Source organism: Sphingopyxis sp. MG (assembly GCF_002953155.1).
Taxonomy (GTDB): domain Bacteria; phylum Pseudomonadota; class Alphaproteobacteria; order Sphingomonadales; family Sphingomonadaceae; genus Sphingopyxis; species Sphingopyxis granuli.
Genome location: NZ_CP026381.1, coordinates 143,105 through 162,879, shown reverse-complemented (window position 1 = coordinate 162,879; position 19,775 = coordinate 143,105). Strand labels below are relative to the sequence as shown.

Here is a 19,775-nt window from a genome sequence, read left to right as displayed (position 1 = left end):
TCCCTCCTCAATCCAGCCGCCATCGCGACGCCGTCCGCGCCGCATCGTCCAGCGGCGTCTCGACCACACGCCGCAGCCCGGCATGCGCGTGAACCATCGTTTCGCCGCCCAGCAGCCCCAGATGAAATTGCTGCGCGGGCAGCGCGATCACCGCGACATCGCCCATCGCGACGCGGCCTTCATCGCGCGCGAACCCCGCCGCCCGCAGCGCCGCGACGATCCGCGCATCGCTCCACCCGCGCAGCGGATAGGCGCGCGGCCGCGGCAGCCGCCGCCCCGCCGCGGCATAGGCCGCCCATACCAGCCCGACGCAGTCGAGCCCGGTCGCGGGGTCGCACCCCTGCGGCCGGAACCGCGCGCCGATCATCCCCCGCGCCGCCGCAAGGGCGCGCGCGCCGATCTCATCCACCGGGGTATCGCGTCATCAGGTCGTTGCCCGGCAGATGCGCCTCGCCGCGAAAGTTGACTGCATTGGCAAAGCGGTCGCGGCAGGTCGAAAGCTGCTTGTCGCACCCTTCGGTCAGCCGCACCCGCACCGGCAGGTCCAGAGGCACGCCCGGCGTTTCCGCCAGCATCAGCACCGCGCCGTCGGCCGCGATCACCGGGCTCGCCAGCCCGCAGGCCGCCCCTTCCATCCAGACGAGTTCGCCAAAGGCCATCGCCCCGCCCCCCACCGCCGCATCGAGCGTCACCGACCGCCCGGCGACAGCGACGACGCGGCGCCGGTGCGTCCGCGGCGCCAAATCGACCCGGCACGCCCGGTCGCCGAGCGACGCGCGGCACGAAGGAGAGGTCGCGGGGCACGCCGGCCGGTCGAGCAGCCGGGTCACCCCCTGCAACTCGGCCGAAAAGGCGGCGCCGCGCCGCTCGATCGCACCCAGCATCCCGCGCGCCACCGTCACCGGCGCCACCTCGGGATGCTCCCAGTCGGTCACGAACAGCCCCAACGCCGCGCCGTCCCAGCGCCCGGTGTCGAGGTCGTCCGCCGCGATCGCGTCGCTCGCCACCGCGCCTTGCAGGTCGAGCGTCTCGGCATCGAGGCTGTCGCGCGTCTCGATCGCTGACGGTTTCATTCCCGGCGCGGCCCGATAGAGCAGCCCGCCGACGAACAGGTCGCGGTCGTGCGAGGTCAGCCCGATCGTCACCCCGTCGCGTCGCGACAGGCGCCAGCACCAGGCGAGCGTCGCGACTTCGGCGCGCAGCCACGCGGGCGCCCCCGTCATCGCGCCGAAATCATCGTCCGCGCTCACCATCGCACTCACCATGGCGCACGCACCTCGATCAGCGGCACGCTCGCCACTTCACCCGCAAGGAAAGTCGCGCGGCTGACCTCCAGCCGATCCTCGGCAAAGCGCACCGGCACGTCGAACAGAAAGCCCGCGCGCACCGCCGCGCCATCCGCCGGCGCGACATCGAACGCGACCTCGCCATCGCCCGTCAAGGTAAAGGCTGCCGTCTCGACCCCGCCCACCGACGCGCGGACGCTGCCCGCGACCGGCAGCCGGATCGCGCGCGCTTGCGCCGCCTCGCCACTGCCATAGCGCTTGACGAGCGCGAACTGCCGCCGCGCCCCGTCGCCGATGCCCAGCCATTGGTCGGCAAAGCCCGGCGGCCCGCCGTCCGCCGCCGAGCTGTGATCGAACGGATCGCGGAAACGAAAGCCGCGCGCCGCGCCGCGCCGGGCGCGGAAGAAATCGGCGAGCCGCCGCACATCCGCCTCCGACCGGATTCCCGGCCCCGCGTCGTAGCGCATCCGCGCATCGGCCCATTCGCTCGCGCGCTGCTCGTGCCCGGAGGGCGAAGCGACGATCTGGGTGGAGAATTCGGTCGCGACCATCGCCTCGCGCCCGATCGCGAGCGGAAAATCCACCGCGTCGAAAGCCTGCATCTCTTCCTCCCCGTCAAAGGCCACGAAACCGTCGCGCGCGGCCTGCGGCAGCGCCCAGACGAAGGCGCGCGTCACCCCGGCGCGGCGCGCCCGCGCCGCCGCCTCGGCGATCGCGCGCCATTGCCCGCGATCCTCGCCGCGCAGCACGAAGCCCGCGAAATAATGCTGATCCGCGACGGGATAGCCGAGCCGCGCGACCATCGCGGCGCGCGCCGCATCGGTCTCGGCCCCGCGCCCGCCCGTCACCCAGTCGTAATCCTCGAGTTGCAGCACGTCGAACGCCGGCGCCGCCCAGCCCATGGGTACATTGGCGCGCCGCAATTCGGGCGCCGCCGGGTCGAGTACCGTCGGCAGATAGACGAGCAGATGGCTCGTGAAGGGCGCCGCCCCCGCCTCGTCGCGCGCCGCCGCGACGAGCGCGGCGGTCGATCCCGCCAATATCGCGCCCAGCGCGTCGAGCATCGCGCGCTGCCCGCTGTCCAGCGCGCCGCGCACATCGGGAATCGCGACGCTCGCCGCGCCCAGCATCGCCGTCGTCGCGGCATCATAGGCGCAGAGCCGCCCGTCCGCCGCGACCCACCACCACGGCTCGCCGACCTGGAACTTCACCGGCAGGCCCGCGTCGCGCCCGATCGCCGCGAACGCCCGCGCGACGAGTTGCAGCCACCCCATCGCCTCGGTATGCGCGGGCGACAGCAGGGTCGACGGCGGCTCCCACCCGGTCAGCGCCGGCGCGCCGTCGGCGTCGCGCTGCTTCCAGCCCTCGGGGCAATAGGCGTCGAACAATTCGTAGGAGAGCGACCAGACCAGCCCCAGCCCCGCGCCCGCACAGGCGCTCGCCAGCGCCCGGTGCCACGCCGCGGCGGGCGCGTTCAGCACCCCGCCCGCCGCCTGCACGCGATAGCCGCCGCCCTCGGCCGCCAGCCGCATATAATGGCTCATCCCGACATAATGGACGACGTCGCCGCGATAGCCGAGCTGCTCCACCTGCCGCACCACCCGCGCCGGGGTCAGGTGATAGCAGTCGTCATAGCCGTTCGCGATCCCCAGCCGCTGTTCGGGCAGCACCGCGTCGCCGATCGCCAGCACCGACCCCGATCCCGAACAGGCGATGTCGCTCACCTCGACCCAGCCCTGCGCCGGCGCCGCAAGCGCGCCCGCGCCGCCGTCATAGCCCGGCGCGACCAGCGAGACGAACAATCGGTCGACGTCGCCCGCCCACACCGGGTCGCTTTCCCCCGGCAACAGAAAGCCGCCGGTCAGCGCGTCGAAATCGAGCGTCACCACCGCATCCTCGGCGCTGCCCTCGGCATAGTTCCACAGCCGCACATACCAGGCGCGCGGGTTGCCCGCCGCGTCACGCCCCTCGATCGTCAGCGTCGGCCCGTGCAGCGCGTCGAGCGGCTTCACCCCACCCGATCGCCAGCGGAACCGCAGCCGCACGTGCCGGAAATCGCGCCGCGTCTCATAGGCGAGCAGCGGGTGGTCCCAGCGGTCTTCCGCCTCCCAGATCAGCCCGGCCAGGTCCGCCTTGTCGTAAAAGACCGCCTCGACGCGCAGCGCCGTCGGCGCGGTCGTCACCACGCTCGCCATCATCGGCCGCGCGAAATCGACGGTCCAGAATCGCGGGTCGAAACGCTTGATCCAGCCCCTGCGGTGATGCGGCTCGGCCGCGACGAGCGCCCAGCCCATCAGCCTTCGCCTTCCGCCACCGCGCGCCGCACCGCGCGCGCCAGCTGCCGCCCGGTCTGCGCTAGCCGCCCCGGCTCGCTCCCCGCCGCTCCGCGCACGTTCACCGTGATCGCGATATTGCGCACCGCCGCGCCCGCCGCGGGCTCGATGCGCCCGCTCGCGCCCGGCACGAACAGCTCCGGCCCACGCTCGCCGACGCGATAGGCACGCCCCGCGCTCACCGGTCCGCCGGTCGCGCGGCCCGGCGCGCCGAGCAGCCCGAGCGCCAGGCTCTGCCCGACCGCGAGCAGCCCCCCGCCGCCGCGCGCCGCGCCCAGCACCGTGCCGACCCCGCCCGACACCGCCGCGCGCGCGATGTCGGCCATCACCGATAGCGCCAGCCGCTTCAGATCCTCGAACCCCAGCTTGCCCGACACCACCGCCCGGCCCAGCGCGCGCTCGATCCCGCGCGCGCCCGCATCGGCGGCATCGGCCAGCGGCGCGCCCAGTTCGGCGCGCAGCGCCGCCATGTCGCGGCGAAAGGCGCCGGTGTCGGCGCGCACCGCGACGACCATCTCATCGATCTCGTCATCCATCGGGATATTGCTCCATCATCGCCGCCAGCGCCGCGCGATCGACGCCGTCCGCGCCATCGTCTGTCGCCCAGCCCGCCAGCACCGCCGCCACATCGGCCGGCGTCGCCGCCCAGAACTCCCCCGGCCGCCACCCGCTCAGCCGCGCCATCACACCCGACAATCGCATCGCGCCCTCACCGAAACGCCCCTCCCGCTCGCGGGAGGGGCAGCGAGGCTTGGCGGCTTGCCGGCCAGCCGTAGCGGGGTGGGCAGCCTTCTCCGTCACCGATCACCGCCCCTGCAAGATCTGCCCCAGCAGCATCCGCAGCGCGGGCGTCACCGCCGCCAGCCCCTGCGCGACCACCGCTTCGCCGACCGTCTCGCGCGTCAGCTCCGCCGGCCGGTCGCGCACGCAATGCCAGAACAGCCCGGCCAGCTCGCCCAGCGCCAGCCGCCCGTCGGCGGCGCGCTCGACCAGCGCGAACAGCGGCCCCAGCTCGGCCTCCGCCGCAACCAGCGCGCCGAAGCTCGGGCGCAGCACATGCGCGGTGCCGCCGATCCGCAGCACCGCCTCGCCGCGCAGCGGGTTCGCGACCGCGCTCACAGGCTGACCACCGCGCCGCTCGACTCGAGCGCCAGCACATATTGGCGCTCGCCATTGTAATCGCCGGCATAATCGAGCCGCGTCACCAGGAAGCGCCCGCGCAGCCGCTCGCCGCTTTCGAAGCTCAGCTCATAATCGTCGATCGTGCCCGCCAGCGCATGGCCGCGCAGCCGCACCTCGGCCGCCGACCCGGTGAACAGGCCCGCCGCGCTCACCGAAACCGACCGTACCCCCGCGCCCGACAGCAACTCGCGCCAGCCGCCCGAATCCTTGGTCGTGACGTTCACCGCCTCGCCGTTCACCGACAATTGCGTCGTGCGCAGCCCGGCGACGGTGCCGAAGGCGGGCGGCGTCGCGCCATCGCCGACCTTCAGCAGAAAAGCGCTCCCATTTTCGATCCCCATGGTTTAATTCTCCTTCGCAAATCATCTGCAAACGGGGAGTCGCAGGATGTTGATCACAAGCTTGCTCCTGGCCTTGGCGGCACCATCGCCCACCGCCGCGGTCGACACGTCGCGCGCCGCCTTCACCAAATGCCTGCGCGACCACCTCAAGAAGTCGCTCGAGGGCAAGATGGGCGACGCCGAATATGAAATGGCGATCAAGGGTGCCTGCACCGCGGAGCGCACCGCCTTTCGTCAGGCGGTGATCGCGCTCGACCGCGCGAGCGGCGATTCGGAGGCCGACGCCACCGAGAATGCCGACATGCAGATCGACGATTATCACGTGAACTTCATCGAGAAGTTCAAGGATTATTCCTCGACCAACACCCTCCCCGGCGATTCCTGATCGCCCCTGTCCCGGTCGTCCCTGAGCGAAGCGTTCCCGTGTCCCCGCAAAGGCGGGGACCCAGAGCGGCATGACGCCGAAGCGGGTCACGCCTCCTCCCGCACCCCCGCCAGGCACCGGCACCGCACGACCAGATCGTGCCGCCAGCCGCCCTCGCGCCGGAACGCCAGCCGGCTGCGCAGCGCCCTGACCGCGACGACCGTCCAGCCGCCCGCCGGGCCGCGCAGCGCGCCCGCCGCCGCCTCCATCCGCGCCGCCGCCCCGCCCGCGTCGGCCGGCAACCCGGCACCGGTCAGGCTCAGCGTCAGCCGCACCTCGCACCCGGGCCGGTCCTTCGTCCCCCAGTCTCGGCCCTCGGCAGCGCCGACCGAGACATAGGGCGCGCTCGCGCGCGGCGGCACGCCGTCGAACACGCCGTGCACCAGCCCGGCCAGCGCGTCGTCCGCGCCCAGCACCGTCAGCGCCTTCGCGCGCACCGCCTGTTCCGCGCCCGTCATCATGCGCCTCCCAGCGTGCGCCGCCGCCACGGCTGCCACAGCGCCGCGATCATCGCCGGCGGCGTCTCGTCCGCACCGTCGCGCGCGGCGTGGAGGTGCTGGATCATGCGCAGCAGGCCCTGGCGGATCGCCTCGGGCACCGCATTGGGGCCCGCGGCCATGCCGGCGCGGAACGCAATGCGCGCATATCCGGCATCGCCGGCGGCGTGGATCGCCACCCGTGCCGACCCGTCGCGCGCGATCGTCACGCGGTAGCGGTCGGCGCCCAGCACCGTTTCCGCGCCATCGGGCCGCAGCAGCGTCACCGCATCGACAGCGACGACCGGCCGCGCGGCAAGCCGCAGGGCGCCGCCGCGCAGGACAAGGCTTTCCTCGCCCGCGCGCACGATCAGCCACTGGCCGACAAAGGCCTCGCAGATGCTCGCCGCGGCACGGACCAGCCCGGCGACGACCGCATCGTCGATCGTCGCCCCCATCCGCAGCCAGCCGCGCGCCTCGTCCAGGCTCACCGGGACCTCGCCCGGCAACAGGCTCTCCACCATCATCGTTCCTCCACCCGCACCGCCATCGACCGCTCCTCGACCTGGCCATCGGTCATCGTCACCCGGTTGGTGACGCGATAGACGCGCCCGGCGATCCCGCCCGCCAGCGTCACGGTCGCGCGCGCCAGGCCGTGCGTCATCGCCGCCACCGCGACCCCCTCGGACTCGTCGGGCCACACCGTCCAGTCGCTCGCCGCCACCGCCTGCCCGGCGGGACAGGCCGCCGCCCAGTCGAATTCGAAGTCGATCCGCGTCCCCGGATCCTTCACCATCATCGCCATCGTCGATCCTTTCCGGTCAGCGTCCGGCCACCGCGATCCGGCGCGCCGGATCGGGCGCCAGGCGAACGCGCGCGCGCGGCGGCGCCGCCCGGTCGGGACCGCGCCACTCGATCGCGAGGACGCGGCCGCTGGCGTCGCCGATCGCACGCGAACCCAGCGCCGCGCCGCCGGTCATGCCGCCGCCTCCAGCGCCGCGAGCCGCGCCTCCTGCGCCGCGATCAGGAACAGCGCGAGCTGGTCGGGGCGGATGCCGAACCGCTCGCCCGCCGCGCGGACGATCCGTCCCTCGGCGTCGCGCTCCTCCGCCCAGCGGTCCCAGCACAGAAAGGCATGGCGGCTGGTCGGATCGGCCCCGATGCCGACCGGATCGGCCAGCCCTTCGTCGGCCATGATCGCCCACACCGCCTGCGCCCGCACCCCGAAATGCAGCCGCGCGCCGTCCTCGCCCTTTTCGGCGACCGCGTCGTTCCATTGATAAAATCCGAGTTCGGCCGCGATGCGCTTCGCCGCCGCCATCTCGGCCGGGGACGGCGCGCCGCGCCAGGTCTTGTCCCGCGCATCCGACGTGTTGATGGCGCCGGTCCCGGCATAGACGACGGACCAGCGGTGGGCAGCAGCCCCCAGCGGTTGGCCATTGTCCGCGCCGGGGGACACGATGCCGCTCTGAAGGACGCGGAGATGCACATTGCCCCCGGTGACGATCCACGCGCCGCCATGGCCCGCCAGGATAGCGTGGGGGTTGCTCTCGCTGGCGGGTTTTGCCCATTTCAGGCCATAGACAGGGACTCTCACGCCGTCGATGGTCGCCGGATAGAACTCCGAATATCCCAGCAGGGCGCCCGCTGTATCGGTTGACATGGGGAGCAATATGTTGCCGTTTGCAATCGTCAATTTTTCGGCTGGCGCGTCCGTTCCGATACCGAGGCTACCTGCGGCGGTCAGCCGCATCCTTTCGCTCGTGTCCGTGATGAAGCGGATGCTCCCGCCCCACCCGGGCGAACGTCCGACCGAGATGTTCAGCTCGCCCGTCGATCCGCGAGCGGTGAACGACGCATCGTGCGCGCCGTTGGTGACGATCTCGATCCCGCCCATCTGCTCCGAAGCGGCGGGCGCGATCCGCATCCTCGGCGATCCGCCGGCCAGTTCCAGCAGTTGTGCCGGACTGGCGGCGCCGATGCCGACACGGCCGTCCGCGCCGCGCCGGACGAGCGCGGCGAGCGGCAGGTTCACCCACCCCGCGCCGCGCCGCACGGTCAGCAGGTCGTCATCCGCGCCGGTCGCCGCCGCGGGGTGCGCCGTCGACAGCGGCTGCTTCGCGGCGATCGCGGCGGCCAGGGCGTCGTCGGCCGCATCCAGCGCCGCGACCGCCGTGTCGTGCGCCGCGAACCAGCCGGCGCCGACGGTCAGCGCCAATGTCTTCAGTCCCGGCGCGAAATCGACGCGGCCGCCCCCGTCCGAAGAAGCGGCGACCGCCTCGCGCACCAGCCGGCCGGCGGTGTCGAGGCGGCCGGTGCCGACCTCCCACTCGCCGGACTGCGCGATGCCCGCGATGGCATAGTGGAACTCGGTATCGGCGGGCACCGCGTCCGCGAAGCGGCGGTGTCCGGGCACCGCGCCGGTCGGCGTCAGCGGGCCGGTGCCGCCCTCGTGGCACAGCTCGCGCACCAGGTCGGCGAAAAAGGGGGTCGGCATGGCAGCGCCATCCTTTCCATTCTGGGAAGATGTCAGGTTGCGCCCGGCCCCGCCCCGAAAGGGTTGGAGGGCAGGAACCGGGCGCCCCTCGCGCGCGCGCCGATCAGCTCGCGGCGAATTTCATCAGCTTGATGGCGTTCGAATCGATGATCGCGCCGCCGACCCGCTTGGTTGCATAGAAATGCACGAAGGGCTTGTTGCTGAAGGGATCGCGCAGGATATGCGTCTCGCCACGGTCGGCGATCAGATAGCCGGCGCGGAAATTGCCGAAGGCGATCGACAGGCTGTTCGCCGCGACGTCGGGCATGTCCTCGGCCTCGACGACCGGATAGCCGAGCAGGCTCGCCGCCTGGCCCTCGACCAGCCCCGGCTGCCACAGGAAGGCGCCGTCGGTGGTCTTGAACTTGCGGATGCGCGCCAGCGTGTCCGAATTCATCACCCAGCAGGCGCCGCCGCGATAGGGCGCGCGCAGGCTGTGGACCAGTTCGACCAGCTTGTCCTGCGGGTTCGACGCCGCAAAGCCGCCCGCCGCGCCGGAGGCGACGAACTGCAGCGTCCCGAACGCCCGCGCGCTGTCCGCCTCGTTCGTCGCCGCGTAGGACAGGAAGCCCTTGGGCCGGTTCGTCCCGTTGCCGGACACGAAGGCCGCACCCTCGGCGACCGCGAACTCACGCGCGATCTCGTCGGCCAGCCAGTCCTCGACATTGAACATCGCATCGTCGAGCATCGCCTGGCTCGCCGCCGGATTGGCGTAAAGCTCGCCCGACGGCGGCGCGATCTCGGCGAAGCTGCGCGTCCCGGTCCCGGGCCGCGCGTCGGTTTCGCCGACCCATCCCGCGCCGGTCGATCCGGTCGCGATCAGCTTGCGATAGCCGCTCGTCCCCGTCTGCACGACCGTCGCGATGCCGCGGATCGGCGACAGCGATTTCAGCGTCGCCGCGATCGCCCCGTCGATCTCGCGCGGCACGGCATAGCCGCCCTCGCCGCCCGACGCCCCCGACAGGCTCTTCATCCCGGTCCCCGCGTCGATCCCGCGCCGCAGATAGCGGTCGACGAAGGCGTCGCGCGCCGGATCGGCCGCCTTCGCCCCGTCGAGCGGCAGCCGCGCCGCCGCGACCGCCTGCGCGTCGACCTGCGCCTTGAGCGCCGCGACCGACGCCTTCAACTCGTCGACCGCTTCCGCCGCCAGCACCGCATCGAACGCTCCCTCGAGCGCGTCCGCCTTCATCTCCATCTCGTCCATGCGTTTCACTCCTTCCATGAATCCACCGCGATCACCCGCGCCAGCGGCTGCATCGGCTGCGCGACGAGGCTGATCTCGGCCAGGTCGAGCGCCAGCAGTTCGCGCGGGTTCGCGCCCCGCGCGCCGCGCACCCGATATCCGAACGACAGCCCGGTCAGCGCCCCGCGCGCGACCAGCGCCGCCGCGGTCGGGTGCGTCACCCTCGCGACGACGCGCAGCCCGCGCGCATCCTCCGCCAGCATCTCGATCGTGCCGACGAGCGCGCCCGGCCGGTGCTGCCACAGTAGCGGCACCGCGCGCCCCGCGCGCAGGCTCGCCGCGAAGGCCCCGGCGCGCACCACGTCACCGCCGCGGTCGACGCGGTCGAACACCGACGCATAGCCCGCGAACCGTATCCCCCCCTCCCGCAGGCGGGAGGCGGCCGGGGGGTGGGCCTGTCGAACGATCGCACCCCTCACCGCAGCAGCCCCGGCAGCCCCAGCTTCATCGCCAGCCCCACCAGCAGCAGCGCCAGCAGGCCGCGCGCCGCCCAGTCGACCGCCGCCTTCCACGCACTCGTCTTGGCGTCGCGCCACGCGCCGAGCAGCTGGCGCAGGTCGCCGATGTCGTCGCGCGCCGCCGCGTCGGCGAGCCCCAGCCGCGCCAGCGCCCGCCGCGCGCCCAGTTCGCTCGCCTCCTCGACCACCGCGCGCAGCAGCGCCGCGTCGGGCGCGCGCGTCCCAGCCAGCGCGATCAGCCGCGCCAGCGCCTCTTCCTCGTCCATGTCGTATCTCCGGCTAGTCGACGCCCAACAGCGCCTTCTTCTCGGCCGCGGTCAGCCAGTCGGCCCCCGACACCTCGCGCCACAGCGCCATGCGGTCGGCGGCCAGCGCCGGCACCCGGTCCATGTCGACGCGCAGCTCGGCGCCGCCGAACCAGCCCGCCAGCCCCTGCGACACCGCGCCCAATATCTTCGCGCACAGCGGCAGCACGGTCAGCCGCCACAGCGCGCGATTGGCCTCGCGATAATTGGCATAGGTCGCATCGCCGGGCAGCCCGAGCAGCATCGGCGGCACCCCGAACGCCATCGCGATCTCGCGCGCCGCGCTGTGCTTCAGCTCCAGGAAATCCATGTCGGCGGGCGACAGCGACAGCGCCTGCCACTTCAGCCCGCCCTCGAGCAACAGCGGCCGCCCGGCGTTCGTCCCGCCGGCAAAGCTTTCGGCCAGCTCCTCGCGCAGCCGGTCGACCTGCTCGGCCGACAGCGGCATCCCCTTGTCGCCCGGATCGTGGATCAGCGCCCCCGACGGCCGCGCCGCATTGCCCAGCAGCGCCGCATTCCATTTCGCCGCCGCATTATGCGCCGCGATCGCCCCCTGCGCCGCTGCCAGGCAGCCCGCGCCATAATGATCGTCGAGCGGGTGCAGCGCCTTGACATGCACCACCGCCGGCCGCCCCGCGCCGTCCTCGGCGGGCAGCACCGCGGCGCATCCGCCCGCCTTGTAGCGATAGGCGACCGGCCAGCCGCGCCCGTCGGCCTCGACCGTCACCCGGTCGGGGCGCAGCGCGAACAGCTCGGCGGGCGCGCCCGCGCCGTCGGTCAATATCTGCACATAGCCGTTGCCGTGGAGCAGTAGCTGCGACGCCAGCGTCTCGACCAGCCCCTGCCCGCCCGATGTCGCGGTGACCAGCGCCAGCAGCGCCGGGTCGCCCGCCGCGATCGGCGCCGCCCCCGCCGCCTCGGCGACCAGCCGCACCGACCGCTGGACGATCGCATTGCCCAGATAGCCTTCGCGCACCTGCGCCTCCCACGACAGCGGCGCCGGCGCGCTCCACGTCCCATACACACGCGACAAGGCGGGCCGCACCGTCGACGATGCGGCCTTGCGGCCAAACCAGTTCATGCTTGTCTCCTCGATGGGCCAGCCGCCACACCGCAAGCCCCACTCTCTCCCCTTCAGGGGAGAGATACGCAGGCTTGCGAGCTTGCTCGCTAGCCGAAGTTGAGAGGGGCCGGCGTGCGTGACTCCCCCTCTCCCAACCCTCTCCCCTGAAGAGGAGAGGGCTTTGATCAAACCCTGCGCACCCCCGGCGCGCGCCCTTTCCTCATCCGTTCCAGCAGTTCCGCCAGCGCCCACACGCACGCATCGGCCCGGTCCGGCGAACCGCCCGGCCCGGCGTAGCCGCCACCGGTCTGGAACCCGCAAAGCTGGTCCTCCAGCGCCGGGAACGCCCCCGCATGCACCACCTGCCCGCGCTCATAGGCGAGCGCGACCGGCTCCGCGCGGCGCGCCTTGCCGATGCTCGCGTGGACCGTGGCGACCGGCAGCGCGACATCGGCCTGCGCCAGCGTCGCCGCGACCATCTCGCCGCCCATATTGCTTTCCGCGACCACCCGGTCGGCGCCCCAGCGCGCCGCCACGGCGGCCACCGCCTGCGCCCAGACATGCGGCGGCGGGGTCTCGACGCTCGCATCCTCGACCACCGCCAGCCGCCCGTCGCGCAGCAGCGCCGCGACGACGATCCCGCACGCATCGCCGGTCGACGTCGCGGGCGGATCGACGCCGATCACGACGCGCCGCGGCTTGCCCAGTCCATCCGGATCGACGCGGCAGCGTTCGATCAGCGCGCGCGTCCACAGCGCGCCCTCGACATCCTCGACCAGCTCGCCGTCCAGTTCCTGCCGCCCCAGCCGCGTTCCGCCATAGACCGCCTGCATCGCCTCGACGAAATTCGACGGCAGATAGGCGTTCTGGTGCGTGCCGCCGACCGTTTCGGCGAACCCCGGCAGCGCACGGATCGTCCGCATCAGCGCGGTCGGGCGCGGCGTCGTGGTGATCAGGATGCGCGGCCGGTCGCCCAGCCGCATCCCCAGCACCAGATTGTCCCACGCGGTCGCGCCCCGGTGCCATTTCGCCAGCTCGTCGCACCACGCGACATGATGCTCGGGCCCGCGCAGATTCTCCGGCGCCGCCGCCGAATAGAGCGTCGCGACCGCGCCGTTGCCGAAATGCAGCTCGCGAACCCCGTCGCGCCAGTCGGGGCTTTCATGCCCGCGCGCGACCGCCAGCAGCCCGCTCGCCCCCTCGATCATCACGCGCCGTCCGTCGATCTCGTTCGCCGCGACCAGCGCGATGCGCGCGCCCGGCATCGTGCGCGCGCACTCGCTGATCCATTCCGCCCCGGCGCGCGTCTTGCCGAAGCCGCGCCCGGCGCGGATCATCCAGATGCGCCAGTCGCCCGGCGGCTCGCATTGCCCCTCCTGCGCCCAGCCGTGCCAGCGCTCGAGCAGTTCGCGGCGCTGGCCCCAGGTCAATCCCCGCATCACGAAGCGCAGGTCGCGCGGCGACAGCGCGGACAATTTCTCGAGCACGTCGCCGACGACGTCGCGATGCGCCTGCCCCATCCGCCGATCCTCCCTCACCGCTCCCCGACAGGGAAAGAAATGACCCGCCATGAAACGCGATCCCCTCCCGCCAACGAGAGGAGAAACCGGGCGGCAAGACGCCTGCCCGTTCCGTTCTGCCCCGACAGAAGGGAGATCATGGCGATTGCAAACAGGCGCCGGCCTTGGGTCGAAGCCCCCTGCTTCCGCACTTCGTCATGCTGGAACGCGTTGGCAATCATCCCTTTCCGGCAACGAACCGTTCCCCGGCGGAAGCCGGGGCCCACGCGGGGCAGCATCCAGCCATCCGGACCCCGGCGTCCGCCGGGGACCAGGCCCCTATCCCTCCGGCGCCAGCCCGCGCTGTCGGCGCAGGATGGCGAGCCGCTTCAGGATCGCGGCGTCGGTTTCCTCGGACGTCGGCATCCGCTTGTCGGGCCGCAGCGTCCGCGCCCGGCCGCCGCGGACCGACGCCTGGTGCCGGCCGAGCAGGCTGATCGCCTGGTCGACCGTCATCGGCGCGATCACGCGCCCTTCGTCCCCGCCTTTCGCGGTGTCCGGTTCCGTCGCGGCGCCCTCCTTCGCCGCGCGCGCCGCCCTTGCGCCTTTTTCGTCCGCGCTGCCCCGACCGGGCTCGCCGCCTTCGCGGCTCCCGGCAACGGCCGCGCCCGGCCTGCCCTCGACAAGCGCCAGCGCCGCCTGCACCAGCCCCATTTCCAGACGCTGATATCCGGCCGTCAACGCCTCCTGCCACGCCGCGGCGAACGCCTCGTCGCGCGCGCGCAGCCGATAGACCGTCGAACAGACCAGCCCCGCCTGCGCGGCCGACCATGTCACGTTGCAGCTTTCCGCCAGATGGGAAAGGAACGTCTCGCACTGGCGCGTCGAAAGGGCCGTGCGCGGCGCCTTCGCCCGCATCAGCCGGCGACGATTGCCGGCCCGCACCACCTGTTCCATTCGGTCGCTCCCCAAAAGGATCGGGCCGGATCGCCCGAAGGCGCCGGCCCGAATCGCAATTCTCGATGATGAGATGCTTGTGCCATATCAGCGTTACGATGTCAATAGAAAATAACCTATATGGTTTTATACTACTTCCCCTGCACGCGCGGCCCCGCCGCCGCCATCGGCGACGCAGCCCGGTTCCGGAAAGCGCTTTCCCCTCCCCGTCACCCCGGACTTGATCGGCAATCTTCCCTCTTCGACAAGTCACTGTTCCCCGGCGAAAGCCGGGGTCCATGCGAGGCAGCGCCGTGCCATCTGGACCCCGGCTTTCGCCGGGGAACAGCGCCTGACTTGCCTGAGGGGAATATATACCGACTCGATCCGGGGTCCCGCTTGTCCGGCGTGACAAGGCAGGCGAAACCGCACGCCGTTTTCAAACGATGCGCACCCGCTCCGCCACCCGCTTGACCGCCCCGGTCGAAAGGTTCAGACCGCTGCGATTCAAAGGGAAACAGGGGTCGAAAATCCATGCGCAAACTCGTCATCCTCGGCGTCAGCCTCTTCGCGTTCCAGGCTTCGCTCGCCGCCGCGCAGGATCAGCCGGCGGCGCCGGAGCCCGAACCCGCCGCGATGACGGCGTCCGCGAGCGGCAGCGCGCGCACCGCGCCCGAACGGCATTTCACCGGCGCCGACATCTTCGACCTCGCGATCGCCGCCGATCCGCAGATCAGTCCCGACGGGCGCCGCATCGCCTATGTCCGGCGACAGAATGACATCATGACCGACCGCGCGATCGGCAGCATCTGGCTGATCGACACCGCGACCGGGCAGGAAACCCCCGTCACCGGCGGCAACGGCGGCGGCAGCGCCTTCACGCCGCGCTGGTCGCCCGACGGCAAGCGCCTCGCCTATGCCTCGACCGAGGGCGGCGGCGCGCAGCTGTGGGTGCGCTGGATCGACGGCGGAGAGGCGGTGCGGCTGACCGGCCTGCCGACCAGCCCGTCGAGCATCGCCTGGTCGCCCGACGGGCGCTCGATCGCCTATACGATGCTGGTCAAGGACGCGGCACCGACCTTCGGCTCGGCCCCCGCCAACAAGCCCGAAGGCGCCAAATGGGCCGAACCGCTGGAGGTTCACGACCTCCTCACCTATCGCGCCGACGGCGCGGGCTATATCGAGCCGGGGTTCGAGAAGATCTTTCTCGTCCCCGCGACCGGCGGCGCGCCGCGCCAGCTCACCTTCGGCCCCTATCACGACGGCGGACCGCTCAGCTGGTCGCGCGACGGGCGCACCCTCTATTTCGGCGCCAACCGCAAGCCCGACTGGGAAAACGACGCGCGCGAGAGCGAGATTTTCGCGCTCGATGTCGCGAGCGGCCGCATCACCCAGCTCACCGACCGCGACGGCCCCGACGCCAATCCCGTCGTCTCGCCCGACGGCCGGCTGATCGCCTATGTCGGTTTCGACGACAAGCTGCGCGCCTATGAGAATAGCGAGCTTTACGTGATGAACCCCGACGGTTCGGGCCGCCGCAGCCTGACCGCCGGCTGGGATTACAGCGTCGACGACGTCGCCTGGGCCGCCGACGGGCGCAGCCTCTATGTCCAGTACGACGACCATGGCGAGACGAAGGTCGCGCGCATCGGGCTCGACGGCTCGGCGCGCACCGTCGTCACCGGCCTGTCGGGCGGCGGGCTCGACCGGCCCTACACCGGCGGCAGCTTCTCGGTCGCCGACACCGGCGCGATCGCCTTCACCGGCGGCACCCCGACGCGCCCGGCGGAGGTTCAGCTCGCCGCGGGCGGCAAGACGCGGATGCTGACCGACCTCAACCGCAGCCTGCGCGAGACCAAGGCGCTGGGCGAGGTGCGCAAAATCACCGTCGCCTCCAGCCTCGACGGGCTGGAGATCGAGGGCTGGCTGACCCTGCCCCCCGGCTATGTCGAGGGCCGGCGGGTACCGCTGATCCTCGAGATTCACGGCGGCCCCTTCTCGGCCTATGGCCCGCATTTCGCGACCGACAACCAGCTCTACGCCGCCGCGGGCTACGCGGTGCTGTCGTCGAACCCGCGCGGTTCGACGAGCTATGGCGAGGCGTTCGCGAACACGATCGACAAGGCCTATCCGGGCAATGATTATTTCGACCTGATCAGCATCGTCGACCGCGCGATCGAACTCGGCATCGCCGATCCCGACGCGCTGTTCGTCACCGGCGGCTCGGGCGGCGGCGTGCTGACCAGCTGGATCGTCGGCAACACCGACCGCTTCAAGGCGGCGGTGACGCAAAAGCCGGTGATCAACTGGACGTCGCAGGCGCTGACCGCCGACGGCCCCGCCTTCTTCGGCCGCTACTGGCTCGGCGCGATGCCGTGGGAGAATCCCGAGACCTTCTGGAAGCACTCGCCGCTTTCGCTCGTCGGCCAGGTGAAGACCCCGACGATGGTCGTCGTCGGCAGCGAGGATTACCGCACCCCGGTCAGCGAGTCGGAGCAATATTATACCGCGCTGCGGCTGCGCGGCGTCCCGACCGCGCTCGTCAAGGTGCCCGGCGCCAGCCACGGCGGCATCGCCGCGCGGCCGTCGCAGTCGGCGGCCAAGGCCTCGGCGATCCTCGCCTGGTTCGCCAAATACCGCCACGGCTGGGCCCCGCCGGCTGCGGCGGCACCCTGATCTAGGGCGCCAGCGGCGGCAGCCCGTCCATGATTGCGGTCAGCGCCAGCGCATTCTCGCGCTCCATCGCGCTGTGCCCGGCGTTGGTGACGACATAGGTCGCGGGCTCCGCCCCGGCGCCGCGCAGCGCCGCGACCAGCCGCGACGCCTGCGTCAGCGGGCACACCTCGTCGAACCGCCCATGGACGATATGCACCGGAATCGCCGCCAGCGTGTCGATATGCCGAAAGAAATGCCCCGGCTCCAGAAACAGGTCATGGGCAAAATAATGCGCCTCGATCTGGGCAAAGCACAAAGCAAACCCCGCCTCCCCGAACTTTCCGGTATCGCCCGCCTCGGGGATCAGGTTCGAAATCGTTCCTTCCCATAGGGACCATGTCACCGCCGCGGCGAGTTGGCGTTCCTTCTCCTCGGCGGTCGCGGGCACCATGTCGAAGATCGCCTTGTACGACCGCATCACGTCGCGCCGTTCCTCGACGCTCAGCACTTCCAGCAGCGCGCGCCATTCGTCGGGATAGTGGATATAGGCGCCCGGCGCGGTCAGCCCGAACGGGTCTTCGTGCCACGTCGCGGCATTGCCCTGATACAGGTAGAGCAGATCCTCCGCCGCGCCCAGGAAGATGCCGCGCAGGATCAGGTTCGCGCAATGATCGGGATGCGCGATCGCATAGGCCATCGATAGCGTGCTGCCCCAGCTTCCACCGAAGACATGCATCCGCCCCGCGATGCCCAGATGATCGCGCAGCTTCTCGATATCGCCGATCAGGTCGGCGGTGGTGTTGCGCGCGAGCGCCGTCGCTGGTCCCGCCGTGGCGACGTTGGGCTCGCTCTTGCCGCATCCGCGCTGGTCGAACAGGATGATGCGATAGCGGTCCGGGTCGAAATAGCGCGCCATCGCAGGCGAACAGGCGCCGCCGGGGCCGCCGTGCAGCACCATCACCGGTTCGCCCGCCGAATTGCCGTACTCCTCCCAATACAGGCGATGCTCGGGGTCGCTGTCGACCGTCAGCCACCCGCTGCGCCGCGCCTCCGCCTCGGGATAGACCCAGTCGTCGCCGATCTTGCTCGATGTCTGCAGCCGCGAGAAATCCATCCTGTCTTCCTTTCGTTGCGCGCGCCGCCGCTCGGGGGGTGGCCGCGCGCCACGCCCCCATGCTAGGGCGACTCCGATGCCATGTCTGAATCGTCCTTGCGGCGAAAGCCGCAGCGACGCAATTGCGGTGGCATCGCCAGTCCCAGAAGGCGACCGGCCCCGGCCCGGTCGCGCCGCATCGATCGGAAATGACCGCCCTATGACCTTGCGCCTTGCCGCTTCCACCGCCGCCCTGCTGCTTGCCGTTCCGGCGCTTGCCCAGACCGCGGCGCCCGCGATCGACCCCGCGAACATCACCGAAACCGTCCGCACCATGGCCTCCGACCAGTTTCAGGGCCGTGCGCCGGGAACCGTCGGCGAGGAACGCACCGTCGGCTATCTGATCGGTCGGCTGCAGGCGCTCGGGCTCGAACCCGCCGGATCGGACGGCGGCTGGACGCAGCGCGTGCCGCTGCTCCACACCCGGCTCGGCACCCCCGAAACGCTCGCCTTCGACCGCGGCGGCACGACCACCCCGCTCGCCTTCGGCACCGACATCTATCTATCGACGCTTCAGCCGAACGACCGCGCCGTGGTCGCCAGCGCGCCGATGGTGTTCGTCGGCTATGGCGTCGACGCACCCGAACGCGGCTGGGACGATTTCAAGGGCGTCGACCTCAAGGGCAAGGTCGCGGTCTTCCTGATCAACGACCCCGATTTCGCCGCAAAGAAGGGCGAGCCCGCCTTCGGCAAGTTCAAGGGCCGGACGATGACTTACTATGGCCGCTGGACCTACAAGTTCGAGGAAGCGGCGCGCCGGGGCGCGGTCGCGGCGCTGATCGTCCACGATACAGAGGGCGTGGGTTACGGCTGGAACGTCGTCAACAGCCCCGGCGGCGAGAATTACGGCCTCGTCGTCCCGCCCGAAAAGATGACCAGCCTCGCGCTGCAGGGCTGGATTTCGGGAGACACCGCGACGAAGCTGTTCGCCGCCGCCGGTCAGGACCTCGCGAAGCTGCGCGTCGCCGCGCGCCGCGCCGATTTCCGCCCCGTCGACCTCGGCACGAATTTCGACGCCGCCATTCCCTCGGCGCACGAAGAGGTGCAGAGCCAGAACGTCCTCGCGAAGATCACCGGCACGCAGCGCCCCGACGAGGTGGTGATTATCGGCGCGCACTGGGATGCCTATGGCGAGGGTGAACCCGATGCGCAGGGCCGCATCTATCGCGCCGGCGCCAACGACGACGCGCTCGGCGTCGCCGGCATGTTCGAGATGGCGCGCCTGTTCAAGGCCGCGCCGCCGCCCGAGCGCAGCATCGTCTTCGCCTTCTGGACCGCGGAGGAACGCGGTCTGCTCGGCTCCGAACATTATGCCGCCAATCCGCTCTTCCCGGTCGAGAAGACCGTCGCCAACCTCGGCCTCGACATCCTCCAGACCGCGGGCCGCGCGAAGGACGTGATCCTCGTCGGCAAGGGCCAGAGCACGCTGGAAGACGACCTTGCCCGCTTCGCGGCGGCGCAGGGGCGCAGCGTCAGCGAGGAAAGCCTGCCAGAGCGCGGACTCTTCTTCCGCGCCGACCATTTCAGCCTCGCCAAGCGCGGCGTTCCCGTTCTGCTGATGATGGGCATCGCGGGCGCCTCCGACCTCATCGAAGGCGGCAAGGCCGCCGGGCAGGCATGGGTCGATGCCTATACCGGCCAATGCTATCATCAGGCGTGCGACGCCTGGGACCCCAGCTGGAACCTCGACGGCGCGGTTCAGGATATTCAGATTTTTTACCAGATCGGTGATGAACTCGCTCGCTCGACCCGCTGGCCCGGCTGGCAGCCGACGAGCGAGTTCGGCGCCATCCGCGCCGAAAGCTCGGCTGCGCGGCAATAGCGCGAAGGGGAAGGCGCGGCCAAGCCACCGCCAAAGGCATGGGTCCCTCCCCGCCCGGGGGAA

Annotated in this window: 22 protein-coding genes; 3 read left to right on the top strand and 19 right to left on the bottom strand. The window is 71.5% G+C overall.

The window, feature by feature from the left end; all coding sequences use genetic code 11:
* Positions 1-7 precede the first annotated feature (7 nt).
* The 7 genes from C3E99_RS00775 to C3E99_RS00745 all read right to left on the bottom strand — a co-directional run bounded on the left by C3E99_RS00775 (position 8) and on the right by C3E99_RS00745 (position 5,142).
* Positions 8-409, bottom strand: coding sequence for an NlpC/P60 family protein (locus C3E99_RS00775; RefSeq protein WP_234002549.1), 402 nt, complete (start codon positions 407-409; stop codon positions 8-10).
* Positions 402-1,265 carry a DUF2163 domain-containing protein gene (locus C3E99_RS00770; RefSeq protein ID WP_234002548.1) on the bottom strand — a complete coding sequence of 288 codons (864 nt, stop codon included), beginning with the start codon at positions 1,263-1,265 and terminating at the stop codon, positions 402-404. Before C3E99_RS00770 ends, C3E99_RS00775 begins: the two co-directional genes overlap by 8 nt.
* On the bottom strand, positions 1,259-3,580 hold the full coding sequence (locus C3E99_RS00765) for a DUF2460 domain-containing protein (RefSeq protein ID WP_076073773.1): 2,322 nt from the start codon (positions 3,578-3,580) through the stop codon (positions 1,259-1,261). Before C3E99_RS00765 ends, C3E99_RS00770 begins: the two co-directional genes overlap by 7 nt.
* The gene (locus tag C3E99_RS00760) at positions 3,580-4,155 is read right to left on the bottom strand and encodes a tail tape measure protein (RefSeq protein WP_076073771.1); all 576 of its coding nucleotides are present in this window, start codon (positions 4,153-4,155) and stop codon (positions 3,580-3,582) included. The genes C3E99_RS00765 and C3E99_RS00760 overlap by 1 nt, the downstream gene beginning before the upstream one ends.
* Entirely contained in the window at positions 4,148-4,321 is a 174-nt protein-coding gene (locus C3E99_RS00755) for a phage tail assembly chaperone (RefSeq protein WP_104959299.1), read from the bottom strand. Before C3E99_RS00755 ends, C3E99_RS00760 begins: the two co-directional genes overlap by 8 nt.
* Before the next feature lie 102 nt (positions 4,322-4,423).
* Positions 4,424-4,738, bottom strand: a complete 315-nt coding sequence (locus tag C3E99_RS00750; RefSeq protein WP_076073770.1) for a gene transfer agent family protein — start codon at positions 4,736-4,738, stop codon at positions 4,424-4,426.
* The gene (locus C3E99_RS00745) at positions 4,735-5,142 is read right to left on the bottom strand and encodes a phage tail tube protein (protein ID WP_067112902.1); all 408 of its coding nucleotides are present in this window, start codon (positions 5,140-5,142) and stop codon (positions 4,735-4,737) included. Before C3E99_RS00745 ends, C3E99_RS00750 begins: the two co-directional genes overlap by 4 nt.
* A gap of 46 nt (positions 5,143-5,188) precedes the next feature.
* Here C3E99_RS00745 and C3E99_RS00740 point away from each other — a divergent pair, with 46 nt between their 5' ends.
* Positions 5,189-5,527, top strand: a complete 339-nt coding sequence (locus tag C3E99_RS00740; protein ID WP_067112904.1) for a hypothetical protein — start codon at positions 5,189-5,191, stop codon at positions 5,525-5,527.
* Positions 5,528-5,613: 86 nt separating this feature from the next.
* Here the strand turns inward: C3E99_RS00740 and gp17 are convergent, their stop codons facing one another.
* The 11 genes from gp17 to C3E99_RS00685 all read right to left on the bottom strand — a co-directional run bounded on the left by gp17 (position 5,614) and on the right by C3E99_RS00685 (position 14,103).
* The gene (gene gp17, locus C3E99_RS00735; RefSeq protein ID WP_067112916.1) at positions 5,614-6,027 is read right to left on the bottom strand and encodes a tail completion protein gp17; all 414 of its coding nucleotides are present in this window, start codon (positions 6,025-6,027) and stop codon (positions 5,614-5,616) included.
* The gene (locus C3E99_RS00730; RefSeq protein WP_076073767.1) at positions 6,024-6,569 is read right to left on the bottom strand and encodes a head-tail connector protein; all 546 of its coding nucleotides are present in this window, start codon (positions 6,567-6,569) and stop codon (positions 6,024-6,026) included. The genes gp17 and C3E99_RS00730 overlap by 4 nt, the downstream gene beginning before the upstream one ends.
* A complete protein-coding gene (locus tag C3E99_RS00725; protein ID WP_076073764.1) occupies positions 6,566-6,847 on the bottom strand; it encodes a phage fiber-tail adaptor protein in 282 nt (93 codons plus the stop codon). The genes C3E99_RS00730 and C3E99_RS00725 overlap by 4 nt, the downstream gene beginning before the upstream one ends.
* A gap of 16 nt (positions 6,848-6,863) precedes the next feature.
* Positions 6,864-7,022, bottom strand: a complete 159-nt coding sequence (locus tag C3E99_RS19580; protein WP_156483119.1) for a hypothetical protein — start codon at positions 7,020-7,022, stop codon at positions 6,864-6,866.
* Complete coding sequence (locus tag C3E99_RS00720; protein WP_104959298.1) at positions 7,019-8,539, bottom strand: tail fiber domain-containing protein; 1,521 nt, start codon at positions 8,537-8,539, stop codon at positions 7,019-7,021. The genes C3E99_RS19580 and C3E99_RS00720 overlap by 4 nt, the downstream gene beginning before the upstream one ends.
* Positions 8,540-8,642: 103 nt before the next feature.
* Positions 8,643-9,782: a phage major capsid protein gene (locus C3E99_RS00715; RefSeq protein WP_083674967.1), complete on the bottom strand. Its 1,140-nt coding sequence runs from the start codon at positions 9,780-9,782 to the stop codon at positions 8,643-8,645.
* A 5-nt stretch (positions 9,783-9,787) separates the two neighbouring features.
* A complete protein-coding gene (locus C3E99_RS00710; protein ID WP_076077496.1) occupies positions 9,788-10,177 on the bottom strand; it encodes an HK97 family phage prohead protease in 390 nt (129 codons plus the stop codon).
* A 59-nt stretch (positions 10,178-10,236) separates the two neighbouring features.
* Positions 10,237-10,545 carry a DUF6127 family protein gene (locus C3E99_RS00705; protein WP_104959297.1) on the bottom strand — a complete coding sequence of 103 codons (309 nt, stop codon included), beginning with the start codon at positions 10,543-10,545 and terminating at the stop codon, positions 10,237-10,239.
* 13 nt (positions 10,546-10,558) lie between these two features.
* The gene (locus C3E99_RS00700; RefSeq protein ID WP_076073759.1) at positions 10,559-11,665 is read right to left on the bottom strand and encodes a phage portal protein; all 1,107 of its coding nucleotides are present in this window, start codon (positions 11,663-11,665) and stop codon (positions 10,559-10,561) included.
* 167 nt (positions 11,666-11,832) lie between these two features.
* Positions 11,833-13,086: a DNA-packaging protein gene (locus C3E99_RS00695; RefSeq protein WP_234002697.1), complete on the bottom strand. Its 1,254-nt coding sequence runs from the start codon at positions 13,084-13,086 to the stop codon at positions 11,833-11,835.
* Between the two features lie 399 nt (positions 13,087-13,485).
* Entirely contained in the window at positions 13,486-14,103 is a 618-nt protein-coding gene (locus C3E99_RS00685) for a hypothetical protein (RefSeq protein ID WP_076073754.1), read from the bottom strand.
* Positions 14,104-14,616: 513 nt separating this feature from the next.
* Between C3E99_RS00685 and C3E99_RS00680 the strand changes: the two genes are divergently transcribed.
* A complete protein-coding gene (locus C3E99_RS00680) occupies positions 14,617-16,758 on the top strand; it encodes a S9 family peptidase (protein ID WP_104959295.1) in 2,142 nt (713 codons plus the stop codon).
* Position 16,759: 1 nt separating this feature from the next.
* On the opposite strand, the gene pip is transcribed toward C3E99_RS00680, so the two are convergent.
* Positions 16,760-17,851, bottom strand: coding sequence for a prolyl aminopeptidase (gene pip, locus C3E99_RS00675; protein ID WP_104959294.1), 1,092 nt, complete (start codon positions 17,849-17,851; stop codon positions 16,760-16,762).
* 199 nt (positions 17,852-18,050) lie between these two features.
* Between pip and C3E99_RS00670 the strand changes: the two genes are divergently transcribed.
* Positions 18,051-19,712: a M28 family metallopeptidase gene (locus C3E99_RS00670; RefSeq protein ID WP_076073751.1), complete on the top strand. Its 1,662-nt coding sequence runs from the start codon at positions 18,051-18,053 to the stop codon at positions 19,710-19,712.
* Positions 19,713-19,775 lie beyond the last annotated feature (63 nt).